Genomic DNA, 16,050 nt, shown 5'->3' on the forward strand with positions numbered 1-16,050 from the left:
ACGCGAGGGGCGAGACAGGAGGGGAATCCGTGCGACACCAGATTTACCGTTGGCCTATGCGCTTGCTGGCGACGGCGGGCGTGGCGGTCCTTGGCGGGCTGCCGGTCGCCGCGCAGGCGCCGGGCGAGCCGAGTGCCGTCAACATCCCGACATGCGATCGCGCCTGCCTCATCGGCCATGTGCGCGGCTATATGGCAGCGCTGGCCAAGCGCGATCCGGCGGCCGTCCGCTTCGCACCGGACGTGCGCTTCACCGAGAACAATGCCCTCGTGCCGATCGGCAAAGGCCTGTGGAGCTCGATCAGCAAGGTCGCCCCGAACGCCCTGGAGGTCGCCGATCCGCTGACGCGCCAGGCCGCCTGGTTCGGCGTGGTCTGGGAGCATGGCGAGCCGGCTTATTACGCGATGCGCCTCAAGGTCGATGATGGCGCGATCAGCGAGGTCGAGACGGTGGTTCATCGCAAGACCGGCCTGCCGGCGCCCTTCGGCGATCCCGACAAGGTGGAGCATGATCCCGAGTTCGAGAATGTCCTGCCGCCCGAGCAGCGGCGGCCCCGCCAGCGGCTGATCGCGGTGGCGCAGAGCTATTTCAACACGGTCGAGCTCAATGACGGCATGGTCTTCGCGCCGTTCAGCGAGGATTGCGGCCGGCTGGAGAACGGCATCAGCACGACCGCGCCCGGCAAGGGCCCCTCGGCAGCGCCGGGCGAGCGCAATGGCAATGCCGCCGCCATCGCCTCGGGTTGCCTCGAACAGTTCAAGCTCGGCATCTACCGCATCAACAAGCGCATCCGCGAGCGGCGCTTCCCCATCGTGGACGAGGAGCGCGGCGTCGTGGTGGCGACCGGCTTCTTCGATCATGACAATGAGCGGGACCGCTATCTGCTCACCAACGGCATGGAAATGAAGACAGCGCTCAAATGGCCCAATTCCATCAGCCTCATCGAGGCGTTCCGGGTGAAGAACGGGGAGATTCAGCGGATCGAGGCCGTCTTCACTTATGTGCCCTATTTCACGCACAATCCGTGGGCCACGGGCCGCGCGCATGGGGAGGTGGGCGAATGAGCCGGCTCCTGCTGCGCGCCGCTGTCGCGCTTTGTGTCGTTACCTTCCCGCCCGCCGCCGCGCAGGCGCAGGGGAAGGCGTGCGACGAGGCCTGCCTCACCGGCCTCGCCAATGATTTCATGGATGCGATGACTCGCAGCGATCCCAGGGGCCTGCCATGGGCCGGGCGCGTGGGCTATGCCGAGAACAGCACCCGCGTGCGCATCGGCGAAAGCTCGTGGGTGACGATCAAGAGCCGCAGCCGCGCCCCGCTGGTGGTGGCGGACAGCCGCACCGGCCATGTGGTCTGGGCCGGCATGATCGACGATCATGGACAGCCCGGCTTCTATGCCATGGACATGAAAGTGAAGGACGGCAAAATCGCGGCGGTCCAGTCGGTCATCCGCCGCAAGGAAGGGCGCCAGCCCTTCGGCGATCCGCTGGCTTATGCGCCGGACCGCGCCTTTTCCGCTGCTCTCCCGGCGAAGGCACGCTTGCCGCGCGGCAAGATGATCGCACTGGTCGACGCCTATTTCGATGCCGTCGAAGCCAATGGCGCCTCCGCCATCCCCGGCTTCGACAGGGGCTGCACGCTCATCGAGAATGGCGTCGCCATGACGGGCAATCTGCCTGCGGGGAAGGGCGGCGACGCTTCCTGCGAAGCGGCGCTGCGGCGCGGCCTCTACGGCGAGCTGGAAGCGGTTCGCCATGAGGTGGTGGCGGTGGACGAAGCGAAGGGGCTGGTCGCCGCGATCGGCTATCGCGACCTGCCCGGCGCGACGCTCAGCTTCACCGCGAAAGACGGCAAGACCTATCCGGCGGAAGCGAAATATCCGCGCACCGTCGGCTTCGTGAGCGTCTTCCGCATCGAGAACGGCCGGATCGCCCGGCTGGAGACGATCGCCAACGAAGTGCCCTATCTGACTGCCGCGCCCTTCAACAAGCCGCTGCCGCCCGATGTCGTGATCGACGATACCGGCGTGTTCCCGGAGAATGCGACGGCGGACGCCGCCGGCAATCTCTACATCAGCAGCTTCAAGGGCAATATCTACCGCGCGCTGCCCGGTGCCGATCGCGCCATCGCCTGGATTCGCCCGGACGGGGTGAACAAGCTTGCGGCCGTGCTCGGCGTCCTTGTCGACGAGAAGACGAACACGCTCTGGGCCTGCTCGGTGCCGATGGGCAAGGCGGGCGAGGTCTCCGCGCTCGTCGCGTTCGATCTTCGCAGCGGCGCGTTCCGGCAGCGCTACGAGATGCCCGCGCCGGCCAGCGCCTGCAACGACATCGCCATCGCGAAGGACGGCACCGCCTTCATCGCGGAGACGACCAACGGGCGCATCTTCACGCTCAGCCCCGGCGGCAAGGCGGTCTCGCTGCTGGTCGAGGACAAGGCGCTGCTCGAGGGCGTGGACGGCATCGCGTTCAGTGAGGACGGCACGCTCTATGTGAACAATGTCCGCCAGAACACCATGCTGCGCGTCAATCGCAGGGCGGACGGCAGTTTCGCGAGCCTCACGAAGCTCAACGTCTCGCAGCCGCTCGACGGGCCGGACGGGCTGCGCCCGATCGGTGGCAACCGCTTCCTGCAGGCGGAAGGGCCGGGCGGCCGGATCAGCCTGCTGACCATCGAGGGGGATGATGTGACCATGAAAGTGCTGAGGGACGGCATGGACGGTGTGCCCGGCGTCACGCATATCGGCGACACGGCCTATGCCATCGAGAGCAAGGGGCGTTTCCTGTTCGATCCCAAGCTGAAGGGGCAGGATCCCGGCGAATTCGCGCTGCGGGCCGTGCCGCTGGGAGGCATACGGTGAGGGCGGCGCTCTTCGCGCTGGCCGGCGCGGCCTTGCTCGTGGGCGCACCGGCGCAGGCGCAATCGACCGATGCCGAGATCGCGGCGCTGACCCTGCGCGTCCAGAAGCTCGAAGGCGCGCGCGCGGTCAAGAAGCTCCAGCGCGCCTTTGGCTATTATGTCGATCGCGGCCTGTGGCAGGACGCGGCCGACCTGTTCACGGACGACGGCACGATCGAGATCGGCATGGACGGCGTCTATGCCGGCAAGGCGCGCATTCGCGATTATCTGAAGGCCCTGCACGGCGGGCAGGACGGGCTGGTCTACGGCCAGCTCAACGAGTGGGTGACGCTCCAGCCGGTCGTCGATGTCGCGGCGGACGGGCGCAGTGCCCGCGCGCGCTGGCGTGACCTGGGCATGCTTGGCCAGCACAAGAAACATGCCGAATGGCGCGACGGTATCTACGAGAATGACTATGTGAAGGAGGATGGCGTCTGGAAGATCCGCGCGCTGCATCTCCACGTCAATTTCGTGGTGCCTTACGAGAAGGGCTGGGCGCGCTTGCAGCCGGGCGAGGGGCTGGTGCGCAGCGAGGCGAGCCGGAAGATGCCGCCCGACCGGCCATCGACCGTGCGCGCGCGGGGTTTCCCGGAGCCGCAGCTCCCGCCCTTCCATGCCCCCAATCCCGTCACCGGCCGGCCCGTCACCGGCCAATCTGCCCCGGAGACCGCGAAATGAGCGCCCGCATCGCCATGAAGGGAGCCATGCTCCTCGGCCTCGCGACCATCCTCGCCTTGCCGGCGGCCGCGTCGGCGCAGGGCGGCGGGGATGTCCGCGGCAAGCTCGCGGCCTACAAGCAGCGGGTCACGCTGCTGGAGGACCAGGACGCGATCGAGAATCTGCAGGGCAATTTCGGCTATTATTTCGACAAGGGGCTCTGGGACCAGGCATCCGCCCTGTTCGCTGCGAAGGGCAGTTTCGAATATGGCCAGCGCGGCGTCTATGTCGGCCCGGCGCGCATCCGGCAGGCGATGCTGCTGTTCGGCCCGCAGGGGTTGGGCGCGGGGCGCCTCAACAATCACATGATGCTTCAGCCCATCGTCGTCGTCGCGCCGGACGGGAAGACCGCGACCGGCCGCTGGCAAGGCATGGTCATGCTTTCCGAGCCGGGACAGAACGGCAAATGGGGCGTGGGCATCTACGAGAATGACTATGTGAAGGAAGGCGGCGTCTGGAAATTCGCCAAGGTGCATTTCTTCATGACGGCGCTGACCGATTATGATCTCGGCTTCGCGAAATATGCCATCCAGATGGAAGGGCCGAGCGCGCTCTTTCCGCCGGACCGGCCGCCGACCGACGTCTATCGCTCGTTCCCGAACGCCTATCTGCCGCCCTTCAGCTTCAGGCATCCGGTCACCGGCCAGTCGCTCGCGGACCTGCCGCTCGCCGGGGACGACATCGTCGGCCGCCCGGACAAGGGGATGGACAGCCAGAAGCTGAAGGAGAGCAGCGCATCGAAGGGGATGAGGCAACAATGAGCATCCGCACGCATTTTATCGCCGCGCTGCTGGCCGGCCCGTCACTGCTGGCGGCAGCGCCCGCGCTGGCCCAGTCCGCCGAGGAGCAGCTTGCCGCACTGGACAAGCGCATCACCCGGCTGGAGGACATGAACGCCATCGAGCGCTTGCAGCGCACTTATGGCTATTTCGTGGACAAGAGCCAGTGGACGCCGCTTTCGGAGCTGTTCGCGGACGATGCCACGCTGGAGATCGGCGGCAAGGGCCTGTTCCTGGGCAAGCCCCGCGTGCTCGAATATATGCAGACCGCCTTCGGGCCGGACGGCGTGAAGAAGGGCTCGCTTGCCAATCACATGCAGTTCCAGCCCATCCCGGACATTTCCGAGGACGGGAAGACCGGCTGGATCCGCGCCCGCGCCTTTGTGATGAGCAATGGCGGCTGGGGCCTGCCGCTCTACGAGAACGAGTATCGCAAGGAAAATGGCGTCTGGAAGATCAGCCGTCTGTCCGGGCCGTTTACCATGTACACGAGCTGGGATGGCTGGGGCAAATGGGCCATGAACAATACCTGGCCGGACAAGTTCGATCCGCCGCCGGATCTGCCGCCTTCCACGGTCTACCTGACCTATCCCTCCTATTACATCATCCCGTTCCATTATCCCAATCCGGTGTCGGGCAAGGCCTTCCCGATCCTCAAGTCGGACATCGGCGCCCATGCCGGCGTGCCGGGGTCGGCGGCGCAGGAGCAATGGAGCCGGACCGGCCGTGTCGTGGACGGCACGCAGCCGATCGGCCAGCCCCCGAAGGAATGAGCGCATGAAGCGATGGACGCGTCCGGTCCTGTCGGCCGGCGCCGCGATGCTGGTGCTTGGCAGCCTGAGCCTTGCCGGTGCGCAGGATGTGCGCGGCCCGGCCGCGGTGGACAGTGCCCGCATGGCCGCGCAGGAGAAGGACGGCACGGACTGGCTGCATGACGGGCGGACCTACAGCGCCCAGCGCTTCAGTCCGCTCGATCAGATCAATCCCGGCAATGTGAGCCGGCTCGGCATTGCCTGGTATGACGATCTCGATACCTATCGCGGGGTCGAGGCGACGCCGCTTTATGCCGATGGCGTGCTCTACAACATCCTGCCGTGGAACGTGACGGTCGCCTATGACGCGCGCACCGGCAAGAGGCTGTGGACCTACGACCCGGAGGTGCCGCGCGAATATGGCCGCTATGCCTGCTGCGAGCCTGTCGCGCGCGGCCTTGCCATGTGGAACGGCAAGATCATCATCGCCACGCTGGACGGGCGGCTGATCGGGCTGGACGCGCGCAGCGGCAAGCCCGTCTGGTCCGTGCAGACCACGCCGGACGACATGCCCTATTCCATTACCGGCGCACCCCGCGTGTTCGACGGCAAGGTGGTGGTGGGCAACAGCGGCGGAGATCTGGGCATTCGCGGCTTCGTCTCCGCATGGGATGCGGATACCGGCCGCAAGCTCTGGAAATTCTTCCTCACCCCCGGCGATCCGGCGAAGGGGCCGGACGGCGAGGCGTCCGACGACATCATGGCAATGATCCGCAAGACCTGGGCAGGCGACTACTGGAAGCTGGGTGGCGGCGCCAATGCGTGGGACAGCATCGCTTACGATCCCAAGCTCAACCTCGTCTATATCGGCACGGGCAACGGCTCGCCGCTCGCCTGGCATCACCGCAGCGCGAGCAAGGGCGACAATCTCTTCATCTGCTCCATCGTCGCGCTCGATGCGACGACGGGCAAGTACAAGTGGCACTACCAGATGGTGCCGGAGGAGGACTGGGACTATACCTGCACCATGTCGATGATCTCGGCGGACCTGAAGATCAAGGGTCGCACGCGGCAGGTCATCATGCAGGCGCCCAAGAACGGCTTCTTCTACGTGCTGGATCGCAAGACCGGCGCGCTGATCTCCGCCGAACCCTTCGTGCCGGTCAACTGGGCCAGCGGCATCGACATGAAGACCGGCCGGCCGAAGATCAATCCGCAGGCGCATTTCGGCACCGATCCGGTGCTGGTGATGCCGGGGCCAGGCGGCGGGCACAACTGGTTCCCCATGGCCTTCAGCCCGCGCACGAAGCTCGCTTATTTCCCGATCTACGAATCCGCGATGGTCTATGCGCTGGATCCGGACTTCAAGCCCAAGCCCTTCCGCTCCAATGCGGGCTGGGGCGGCTATACCGGCGAGGCGCTCAAGAAGCGCACCGAGCTGATGAAGCAGGTCGTGGCGATGGAGAAGACCTTCCTCCTCGCCTGGGACCCGGTGGCGCAGAAGGAGGCATGGCGCGTTCCGCTGCCGCGCCATGGCAATGGCGGCGTGCTCGTCTCGGGCGATCTCGTCTTCGAGGGGACGACGAAGCAGACCTTCGCTGCCTTCGATGCGAAGACGGGGCGGACGCTCTGGGAAATGCCGGTGCAGAGCGCGCCTGTCTCAGGTCCGATCACGTATATGCTGGATGGCGTGCAATATGTCGCGGTGAATGCCGGCTGGGGCGGCGGCGCCGCACAGATCGAGCGCGCCGGCGGCATCGAGCTGCCCCGGGCGGCCGCGCGGCTGCTGGTGTTCCGGCTGGACGGCAATGTCGTCCTCCCGCCCGTCAAGGCCGAGGACAAGGCGCCCGAGCCCCCGCGTTCCACCGCCAGCGAGGAAACCATCGCGCGTGGCGCCCGCCTCTTCGCCGAAACCTGCCAGGTCTGCCACGGCCAGCAGGCGATCGGCGGCGTCAAGGACCTGCGCCGCATGACCGCCGAGACGCACAAGCTGTTCGCCGACATCGTGCTCAAGGGCATCTATGCCGACAAGGGCATGGCCAGCTTCGCCGATCTCCTGAAGCCGGACGACGTGGAAGCGATCCACGCTTATGTGATCGCCCGCGCCCACGAGGACTGGGGCCGCAGCACCGACGGCACCGGCCCGCACTGACGGCGGGGCGGGGGGGTAGGCGGTGTTGAAAAACTGCCGAATTGCGGTGCCGGTTTACTAAATATACTTATCCACCGCCCCCGCTGCCCGAATTGCCGCGCCTTGTTCCGCCGCCGGCCTATGCAGGATGCCGCCCCGTTCGGGACCGTTCGCTCTCAATTTAATGGTTAATAAATCCGTAACCGGAGCGTCATGCCGAATTGGCATACACCCTCCCCGGTCGCTTCCATCCTGTGGGACGGGTGATCTGGATTCGAACCGAAGTGGGGAAATGCTATGAACACTGTTTTTCTGCGTGGCTGCGCGGTCATGCTCGCTTGCACGGCTGTTTCCGCCAATGCCGCCAGCATCCTGAATTCCTACAGCGTCGGCTGGGCGACGCCAATCGCGACGCGGGAAGCGAGCGCGATCGCCTATAACTGGGATCAGAACCGGCTGATGGTCACGAATGACGAGGAAACAAACAACGGTGACGGCACCTACTACGCCAGGTTCGGCGAATATGACATGAGCGGCAATTTCCTGGCGACGATCACGGTCCGGGGCTGCGAGACCACCTATGATGGCCGGCGGTGCGACCCCGAAGGCCTGACCTATATCGGCAACAACAGCTATGTCATGGCCGCGGAGCGTCCGCAGGACATCTATCGCATCACCAGCGACAGCATGGACGGTGACCGCGAATATACCTCCATCGCCGTCGCGCCGCAGATCGACGTCGGCTCCAATGCCGGCAATAGCGGCCTCGAGGGCATCGCCTATAACAGCATCACCGGCGAATATTTCGGCGTGAAGGAGCGCAATTCGCAACTCCTCTACAGCGTCGCCAATGTCGACTGGGATGCGGAGGCGGCCACGGTCACCAATCCCTTCGACGTCAGCGCACTCGGCCTTGAGTCCCTGCAGGACGTCGCTGTGCTGTCCAATGGCATCTTCGCCGGCACCAGCGCTGGCGAGAATCTGCTGATCCTCAGCGGCACCTCGCAGATGATCCTGGAGGTCAACCTGACCGGTGAAGTGCTCGGCACCTTCTCGCTCTCCGACTTCAATGCGCTGATCGATCCCGAGGGCGAGGGCGGCAAGTTCGAGGGCATCACCCTCGACCTGGATGGCAATATCTACCTCGTCAGCGATGATGGCGACGGGCTCAACCAGTCCTACATCGTGAAGCTGCAGTATAATGCGCCGTCGCCAGCCGTTCCGGAGCCCGCCACCTGGGCCCTCATGATGGCGGGCTTCGGCCTCGTCGGCGCCGGCCTGCGCCGGCCGCGCGCCACGGTCCGCTTCGCCTGAAGCGCCGCCAGGCTATAGAACTTCCAGGACGGGGAGAAGCGCAGGCTTCTCCCCGTCTTCATTCCATCGCATGCACTCGTCCCAGGGGTTGCATCGCCTGCGTGACCAGACTGACCTCGATGAGGTGGAGCGCGTTGAGCCGGGGGAGCGCTCGCCTGTGCCGCCACCACGCGGTAGCCGAAAGACGGCCCGTCGATCTCACCCTGTTTCAACAGGCTCGGGGCCTGTCGCGCCGCCGCGCCGCGCGGGGCTCACAGCTGACGGGATGTTCCTGGCGAGCCTGGCATAACCGGCGGCCATGCGGCGGAAGTCCTTGAGACGGAAGAACATGGCCTCGACCCGCCAGCGGCCCTTGTAGCGGCCTTCGTCTACCGGACCGGAGATCGAGCGCCGATCGCGCAAGGCGGCCTTGATGCGGATGGCGCCCCCGTCCAAACCCGCACCCCATCCCCTCACCAGTCCTCCTGCGCCCGGGTGATGAGGTAGCCGTGGATGTCCTTCGCCTGCGCTTCGGTCAGCACGCCCTCGAAGCTTGGCATGCCATTGTGGAGGCGGGTCCCCCTGAGCACGATGTCCAGGAAGCTGTCATGCGCCTCCTTGTTCATCTTGCGCAGGTCCTTGATGCCGCCGGTCGCGTTGTCGCCATGGCAGCGGTTGCAGCTCTCGCCGTAGAGCGTGGCGCCACGCGCGGCGACGTCGGCGGGGATGCGCTCGCGGGGGAGATAGGCATCCTGCGTCGCGGGAGGCATTGGCGGCAGCGTGACGCCCTTCGCGCCGAGCTTGAAGACCATCAGCTTGGCGGTGGCGAAGCGGAAGGGCCCGTCCCGGTTGAGATTGTAGACCGGTGAGCCGCCCCATCCGGCATTGATCGCGATATATTGCTCGCCATCGACCATGTAAGTGATCGCGCCCGCCACCGGCGCCTGATCGATGTTCATTTCCCAGAGCTTGCGGCCATTGTCGGCGCGGTAGATGGCGAGCGTCCGGTTGATCGTCCCCTGCACCAGGATGTTGCCCGCCGTGGTCAGCACGCCGCCTGAGCCGGGCATGGGATAGCTCACGCGCCAGGCCTCGCGCTGCTTCACCGGGTCCCAGGCGAGCAGATAGCCCTTCTCGCTGGCGAGGGCCTCCTCCATCAGTGTCTTGCGCAGCTCGGGCTGGCTGGCATGGTCCTGCCCGGTATTGTTGCGGCCTTTCACATAACGATACTGGCCGTCCTCCGCCCGCGCATAGATCGCGGCCTGTTCCTGCGCGGAGAGATAGACGAGCCCGGTCTTCGGGCTGTAGCTCATCGGGTGCCAGGTGTGGGCGGCCATCCAGCTCGGGTTCATGAGGTGCGGGGTGGTGGTGTTATGGGCGGTAGGCAGCACCGCCGGGCGCCCGGTCTTCATGTCGACATGGCTGGCCCATGTGTTCACCGAGACATAGGACTTCGCCGAGATCAGTTGGCCCGTGCCCCGGTCCAGCACATAGAAGAAGCCGTTCTTGGGCGCCTGCATGATGACCTGCCGCGTGCGTCCCTTGATCTTCAGGTCCGCGAGCACCATCGGCTGAGTGCAGGTATAGTCCCAGTCCTCCTCCGGCACCATCTGGTAGTGCCATTTATAGGCACCGGTGGTCGCATCGACCGCGACGATGGAGCAGAGGAACAGGTTGTCGCCTTTCCCCTCGCTGCGGAAATGCCACATGTGCGGGCTGCCGTTGCCGGTGCCGATGTAGACGAGGTTGAGCTTGGGATCATAAGCGAAGCTGTCCCACGCATTGCCGCCGCCGCCCGCTTCCCAGAACTTGCCGTGCCATGTCGGCTGGGCGATCCTCATCGCGCTGTCCGAGGCCTCCCCGTCCGGGCCCTTTGCCGGGTCCGTCGGCACGATGTAGAATTTCCACAGCCGCTTGCCGGTTGCCGCGTCATAAGCAACGACGAAGCCGCGCGAGCCATAGTCCGCGCCGCCATTGCCGATGATGACCTTGCCATCATACACGCGCGGGGCGCCGGTGATCGAATACTGGTCCTTGCGGTCGAATGTCTGGGCGGACCAGATCTCCTTGCCGCTGTGTCTGTCGATGGCGATCAGCCGCCCGTCGAGCGCGCCGATGATGATGCTGTTGCCCCACGCCGCGATCCCGCGCGAGGAGGGGCCGCAGCAGGCGAGGCCCGCCCATTCCTTGCCCACCCCGGGGTCGTAGGTCCAGAGCTTGCGGCCGGTCCTGGCGTCATAGGCCGTAACGACGTTGAAGATCGTCTCGTTGTAGAGCACGCCGTCGATGACCAGCGGGCTTGCCTGCACGCCGCGATAGGTCTCCAGATCGTCATACCAGGCGAGGCCCAGATCCTGCGCATTGCCGTCGTTGATCTGGTCGAGCGGGCTGTAGCGCTGCTCGTCCCATGTCCGGCTGTAGCTGGCCCACTGGCCGGGATGCGCATCGGCGTTCACCATGCGGTCATGGTCGATGCCCTGCCCAACAGTCCCGGCGCCGGCTCGTCCGCCGGCGCTGGCCTGATAGGCCGTGGTGCCGAGCAGGGCCGCCACGGCCAGTGCTCCGATCAGGCGATGCGTCATGTCCTCTCCCCTTCGCGCGGCCGCCGGCGGACCGGGCAAGACCTCGCACGGCAGCTCCCCGGCTATGCCGCAGCCCGGCGGCGCTGCCAACGGTCCGGCCTTGCCCGTGACGGACGGACCCCTTGACCCTGCTGGCACTCCGGCCACCACCCGCCATGTTGCACCTGCGAGGGCGAATTGACGCTTGCGGCGATTCGGGTTATCCAGCCCTATCGATCACGCCAGCCAGGGAGGGCAATTGATGGCTAATCCGTCCATGCACATGCGCAGCTCCCGACGCGGGCCCGGCAAGGCCTGACGCTCGTTCCGGTGGCTTTCCTGCCGCCGCCTTCGTGATCTTTTCAGCACCATAAGGGGATGGCACGCCCGCCGCGTGCCTGCATCATCGTCATGACCAACCCACGCGCAACGCGCCGCGCGGACGCGATCCGTCTCGGCCTCGGTTTCACTTTCAGGCACTGGGCCCGGCACAAGGGCTGGGTCGCCTTCATCATGGTCGTGCTGGTCATCAGCACGGCGGCGGAGATGCTGGTGCCGCTGTTCGCCGGCCGGCTGACCGATGCCCTGCAGAAGGGCGTCGCCGGCCGGGCCGAGGCATTGCAGGCCTTCCTCGCCATGACGGCGCTGGCGCTCGGGCCGGTCGTCTTCGGCCGCGCCGCCATCTTCGGCATCATCGGCCTTACTCTGCGCGTCATGCAGGATATCGGCAACGAGGCGTTCCAGCGCGTCCAGCGCTTCTCGACCGACTGGCATGCGAACAGCTTCTCCGGCTCGGTCGTGCGCAAGATCACGCGCGGCATGTGGGCGCTCGATCTGCTGGATGACGTGCTGCTGCTCGGCCTGTTCCCGGCGCTGCTCGTGCTTGGCGGCACGATGGCGCTGCTGGCGTGGCACTGGCCGGTGCTGGGGCTCGCCATGGCGCTGGGCTCGGCGGTCTATATCGGCTTCGTCGTCTGGTTCTCGACGCGGATCGTCGCGCCGGCGGCTACGCTGTCCAATCGCTGGGATACGGCGCTTGGCGGCATGCTGGCCGATTCCATCGGCGCGAACAGCGTGGTGAAGGGCTTCGGCGCCGAGCAGCGCGAGGATGCGCGCGTGGCGCAGGTGGTCGGCAAGTGGCGGCAGCGCACCCGGCGGACCTGGATCTTCGGGACGGTCGGCAATGCCGTGCAGACCGCGCTGCTCTGGATGGTGCGCGCCACGGTGACGGGCGGGGCGCTGTGGCTCTGGTGGCGGGGCGAGGCGACCACCGGGGACATCATCTACGTGCTCACCACCTATCTCGTCATCCACGGCTATCTGCGCGACATCGGCCAGCACGTCACGCATCTCCAGCGCTCGGTGAACGACATGGAGGAACTGGTGCGCATGCATGACGAGCCGCTGGGCATCGAGGATCGCGCGGGCGCGCAGCCCATCCGGGTGGAGCGGGGCGAGATCCGCTTCGATCGGGTGACTTTCCGCTATGGCGGGCATGAAAAGCCGCTTTACGAGGCGCTGGATATCACCATTCCGGCGGGGCAGCGCGTGGGGCTGGTCGGCCGCTCGGGCTCTGGCAAGACGACGTTCGTCAAGCTGGTGCAGCGCCTCTATGACGTGACGGACGGGCGCGTGCTGATCGACGGGCAGGATGTGCGTGCCGTCACGCAGGCGAGCCTGCGGCGCAACATCGCCATCGTGGCGCAGGAGCCCATCCTGTTCCACCGCACGCTGGCAGAGAACATCGCTTATGGCCGGCCGGACGCGACGATGGCGGACATCGAGTGGGCTGCGGAACTCGCCAATGCGCATGGCTTCGTCGCGCGTCTGCCGCGCGGCTATCGCACGCTGGTCGGCGAACGGGGCGTGAAGCTCTCGGGCGGCGAGCGGCAGCGCGTGGCGCTGGCCCGTGCCTTCCTGGCCGACGCGCCGATCCTGATCCTCGACGAGGCGACCTCCAGTCTCGATTCGGAATCGGAAGTCCTGATCCAGGATGCGATCCAGCGGCTGATGGCCGGGCGTACGGCGATCGTCATCGCGCACCGCCTCTCCACCGTGCGCGCGCTGGACCGGATCGTGGTGTTCGATGCTGGGCGGATCGTCGAGGATGGCACGCATGAGGCGCTGCTCCGACTGGAAGGCGGCCAGTATCGCCGTCTGTTCGAACATCAGTCTGGCGCCGCCGAGCCGGTTCTGATCGGCGAGGCTGGGTAGTAGTGGAGGGCGTTCCTGCGCCGGCTTGGCGGTGCCGGGGCGGGATGGCGCAGGCGGGTCAGGAAAGTGTCCGTATTCTTCTGCCTCACGCCGCGCCCCAAGCGCAGCCGGGAGGGGAAGGGGCAAGCCAGCGGGAGTGAGCTTTTCGCTTGCCTTGGCCCGCCCACGCCTCTCCCCGCAGGGCGGAGGCTCTTGTGCGACTGAGGCAGGGAGGGCGGCCCGCAGATTCGTGAAATCCCGCGGAAATCTGCCAATTCGGCACGCGGGCATTTCTATTTTCCTGAAAAGTGTGTCTCGATTTATCGCACTGATCCGGCAAGAACTCCCGCGCTAGAAGGCGTTCAGCGGTGCTTCCCGCGCCTTTCGAACAGGGAGTTTCCAATGACCACATCCTCCATTCAGGTCCCCCGGCCTGAACCCCGTATTGGGGTGTCCTGTTCTGTCCAGTGGCTGTCCCTCGCCGGACGTCTTGCGCTTGCCCCGATCTTCATCCTGAGCGGCCTTTCCAAGGTCGCCGCGCCGGAAGCGAGCATCGCTTATATCGAAGCGGTTGGTCTGCCTTTCGTGCAGCTTGCCCTTGCCATCGCCATCCTTGTAGAGATTGTCGGCGGCGTCTTTCTGGTCGTGGGGTATCGCACCCGTCTGGCCGCTGCCGCGCTCGCGCTGTTCTCGATCGCGACCGCGATCTTCTTCCATGCGGATATCGGTGACCAGAACCAGTTCATCCATTTCTTCAAGAATATCGCCATCGCCGGCGGCCTGGCCCAGCTGGTCGCCCATGGCGCCGGCGCGCTCGCCCTCGATGCCCGCCGCTGAACCATCCATCACCACCGGCAGTGCCCCGCTTCCAGCAGGCGGGCGCGCTGCCCCATTTCCCGGAGATCCATCATGACCAACCGCACCACCGACACTGCGCTCGACAAACTGTTTCTCGATCGCTGGTCCCCGCGCGCCTTCGATGGCAGCGCCATTCCGGACGCGGACCTGCGCACCATTCTCGATGCCGGCCGCTGGGCTCCGTCCGCCTATAATTACCAGCCCTGGCGCATCCTCTATGCCGTGAATGGCGATGCGAACTGGGAGACCTTCCTGTCCATCCTCGTGCCGTTCAACCAGAGCTGGGCGAAGAATGCCTCGGTGCTGCTGTTCTTCGTCTCCGACACGCTGATGCAATTGCCGGAAAGTGCCAATCCCTCGCACAGCCACAGCTTCGACACCGGCGCCGCCTGGGCGCAGATCGGGCTTCAGGCGCACATGCTGGGCTATCATGCGCACGGCATGACCGGCATCGATTTCGACAAGGCGCGCGATCTGCTGGCGGTGCCGGAGCGTTTCCGCGTGGAAGCCGCCGCCGCGATCGGCCGCGCGACCGATCCCTCTATCCTGCCTGAAGGCCTGCGCGAGCGGGAAGTGCCCAGCGACCGCAAGCCGCTGGTGGAGATCGCTTATCCCGGCAAGTTCGTCGCCTGAGCAAAGACTGGCGCATTCCCTTCGGGGAATGCGCTTCGGGCGCACCGGAGGAGCGGGGCGCGTTGCCGCTGCTCAGGGCCGGGTCAGGCGACCGCCCGTGACTGCAGCGCCTCGACAGCTTCATACTGGACGATCGTCCCCGCGCGCTTGCTGGCATAGAGCGCCTGGTCGGCGAGGCCGAGCAGATGCTCCAGGTCTTCCTCCCGTCCGTCCGCCACGACGAAGCCGAGACCCGTCGAGATGCTGATCGTGTGCTCGCCGATCTGGAACGGCCGCGCGATCGCTTCGGCGAGCCGCCCGGCCAGCTTCTCCGCTTCCTCGGCATTCTTGATGCCATATTGAATGACCGCGAACTCGTCGCCGCCCAGGCGCGCCGCGATGTCCGTCTCGCGCAGGGAACGGATGATCCGCTTGCCCACGATCGTGAGCAGCGCGTCGCCGACGGGATGACCATAGCTGTCATTCACCGGCTTGAAGTCGTTGAGATCGATATAGTGCACCGCGATCAGACCGGCGCCGCCCAGCGCCACGCGTTCCTCATACCATTCGCGCAGGGCGATGCGGTTCGGCAGCGCCGTCAGCGCATCCTTCCGCGCGAGATTGGCAAAGGCGAGGCGCAGGCCGATGTCCCTGACCAGCCGGCCATGGCGGCTGTGCAGGCTGTGCGTCCCTCCCGCGAGCAATCCCGCGACGAGTGCGCTCATGACCCAATAAATCGCGTCTTGCTGGAGCAGCGCAACGAGAATGGCCGGGACCGTCGAGATCAGCATGCTCGGCACCGCGATCCACAGCCGCAGCCCGATACCGACCGCCACGCCCGCGCAGTAGCCGATCAGCAGCGCTATCGTGAGCATGTGGATATCGGGGAAGGGCAGCATGAAGGCACGCACGCCAAACAGGCCGAGCAGGATGGCGAAGCTCAGATAAGGGATGGCGAAACGGCGCTCGAGCCAGCGGGCCTCGTTGAGCGTGAGGCGCGGTTCGGCTGCTCGGAGCGCCAGCTGCCAGGCGACCAGCAGACGCGCCATGGATGCGAATGCCCCGGCGACGAGCAGGCCCAGCATGATGCCGTCGTGCGTGCGAGTATAGACTACCACCCCGGAGGCAATGAAACCCAGCGTCATGATCGATGACGGGAGGAAGGCGTGAAACAGGCTGCGGATCAGCTCGATTTCGACAGCCTCGGGGACCGCACGGTTGGATGGGATTCGGTTCTTCATGGCAGTGGATGCGTCTGC

Annotated in this window: 12 protein-coding genes and 2 pseudogenes; 11 read left to right on the forward strand and 3 right to left on the reverse strand. The window is 66.0% G+C overall.

Features of this window, described 5'->3' with window-relative positions; all coding sequences use genetic code 11:
- Positions 1–29 precede the first annotated feature (29 nt).
- From SLG_RS05975 to SLG_RS22455, 8 genes and pseudogenes are all read left to right on the forward strand, one after another.
- Entirely contained in the window at positions 30–1,064 is a 1,035-nt protein-coding gene (locus SLG_RS05975) for a hypothetical protein (protein ID WP_148276510.1), read from the forward strand.
- Positions 1,061–2,857, forward strand: a complete 1,797-nt coding sequence (locus SLG_RS20825; RefSeq protein WP_014075548.1) for a hypothetical protein — start codon at positions 1,061–1,063, stop codon at positions 2,855–2,857. The genes SLG_RS05975 and SLG_RS20825 overlap by 4 nt, the downstream gene beginning before the upstream one ends.
- Positions 2,854–3,573: a nuclear transport factor 2 family protein gene (locus SLG_RS05985; protein WP_014075549.1), complete on the forward strand. Its 720-nt coding sequence runs from the start codon at positions 2,854–2,856 to the stop codon at positions 3,571–3,573. The genes SLG_RS20825 and SLG_RS05985 overlap by 4 nt, the downstream gene beginning before the upstream one ends.
- Complete coding sequence (locus SLG_RS20290) at positions 3,570–4,373, forward strand: nuclear transport factor 2 family protein (protein WP_014075550.1); 804 nt, start codon at positions 3,570–3,572, stop codon at positions 4,371–4,373. The genes SLG_RS05985 and SLG_RS20290 overlap by 4 nt, the downstream gene beginning before the upstream one ends.
- Positions 4,370–5,164 carry a nuclear transport factor 2 family protein gene (locus SLG_RS05995; RefSeq protein ID WP_014075551.1) on the forward strand — a complete coding sequence of 265 codons (795 nt, stop codon included), beginning with the start codon at positions 4,370–4,372 and terminating at the stop codon, positions 5,162–5,164. The genes SLG_RS20290 and SLG_RS05995 overlap by 4 nt, the downstream gene beginning before the upstream one ends.
- A gap of 4 nt (positions 5,165–5,168) precedes the next feature.
- Positions 5,169–7,295: a PQQ-dependent dehydrogenase, methanol/ethanol family gene (locus tag SLG_RS06000; protein WP_014075552.1), complete on the forward strand. Its 2,127-nt coding sequence runs from the start codon at positions 5,169–5,171 to the stop codon at positions 7,293–7,295.
- Between the two features lie 309 nt (positions 7,296–7,604).
- Positions 7,605–8,420: pseudogene (locus SLG_RS22125) on the forward strand (SdiA-regulated domain-containing protein); the annotation flags it as partial.
- Between the two features lie 63 nt (positions 8,421–8,483).
- Positions 8,484–8,588: pseudogene (locus SLG_RS22455) on the forward strand (PEPxxWA-CTERM sorting domain-containing protein); the annotation flags it as partial.
- A 198-nt stretch (positions 8,589–8,786) separates the two neighbouring features.
- Here the strand turns inward: SLG_RS22455 and SLG_RS06010 are convergent.
- The gene (locus SLG_RS06010) at positions 8,787–9,044 is read right to left on the reverse strand and encodes a hypothetical protein (protein ID WP_148276511.1); all 258 of its coding nucleotides are present in this window, start codon (positions 9,042–9,044) and stop codon (positions 8,787–8,789) included.
- A complete protein-coding gene (locus SLG_RS06015; protein WP_014075555.1) occupies positions 9,041–11,149 on the reverse strand; it encodes a PQQ-dependent dehydrogenase, methanol/ethanol family in 2,109 nt (702 codons plus the stop codon). Before SLG_RS06015 ends, SLG_RS06010 begins: the two co-directional genes overlap by 4 nt.
- Positions 11,150–11,539: 390 nt before the next feature.
- Here SLG_RS06015 and SLG_RS06020 point away from each other — a divergent pair, with 390 nt between their 5' ends.
- The 3 genes from SLG_RS06020 (at position 11,540) to SLG_RS06030 (ending at position 14,812) form a co-directional block, all read left to right on the forward strand.
- The gene (locus SLG_RS06020; protein ID WP_041392756.1) at positions 11,540–13,342 is read left to right on the forward strand and encodes an ABC transporter ATP-binding protein; all 1,803 of its coding nucleotides are present in this window, start codon (positions 11,540–11,542) and stop codon (positions 13,340–13,342) included.
- Between the two features lie 381 nt (positions 13,343–13,723).
- Positions 13,724–14,158 (forward strand): DoxX family protein, encoded by a 435-nt coding sequence (locus tag SLG_RS06025; RefSeq protein ID WP_083853332.1) that lies wholly within the window; start codon positions 13,724–13,726, stop codon positions 14,156–14,158.
- Positions 14,159–14,230: 72 nt separating this feature from the next.
- Complete coding sequence (locus SLG_RS06030; protein ID WP_014075558.1) at positions 14,231–14,812, forward strand: nitroreductase family protein; 582 nt, start codon at positions 14,231–14,233, stop codon at positions 14,810–14,812.
- Positions 14,813–14,895: 83 nt separating this feature from the next.
- On the opposite strand, the gene SLG_RS06035 is transcribed toward SLG_RS06030, so the two are convergent.
- Positions 14,896–16,032 carry a GGDEF domain-containing protein gene (locus tag SLG_RS06035; protein WP_014075559.1) on the reverse strand — a complete coding sequence of 379 codons (1,137 nt, stop codon included), beginning with the start codon at positions 16,030–16,032 and terminating at the stop codon, positions 14,896–14,898.
- Between the last annotated feature and the right edge of the window lie 18 nt (positions 16,033–16,050).

Origin of the sequence: Sphingobium sp. SYK-6, from assembly GCF_000283515.1 — a bacterium.
GTDB classification, from domain to species: Bacteria; Pseudomonadota; Alphaproteobacteria; order Sphingomonadales; family Sphingomonadaceae; genus Sphingobium; species Sphingobium lignivorans.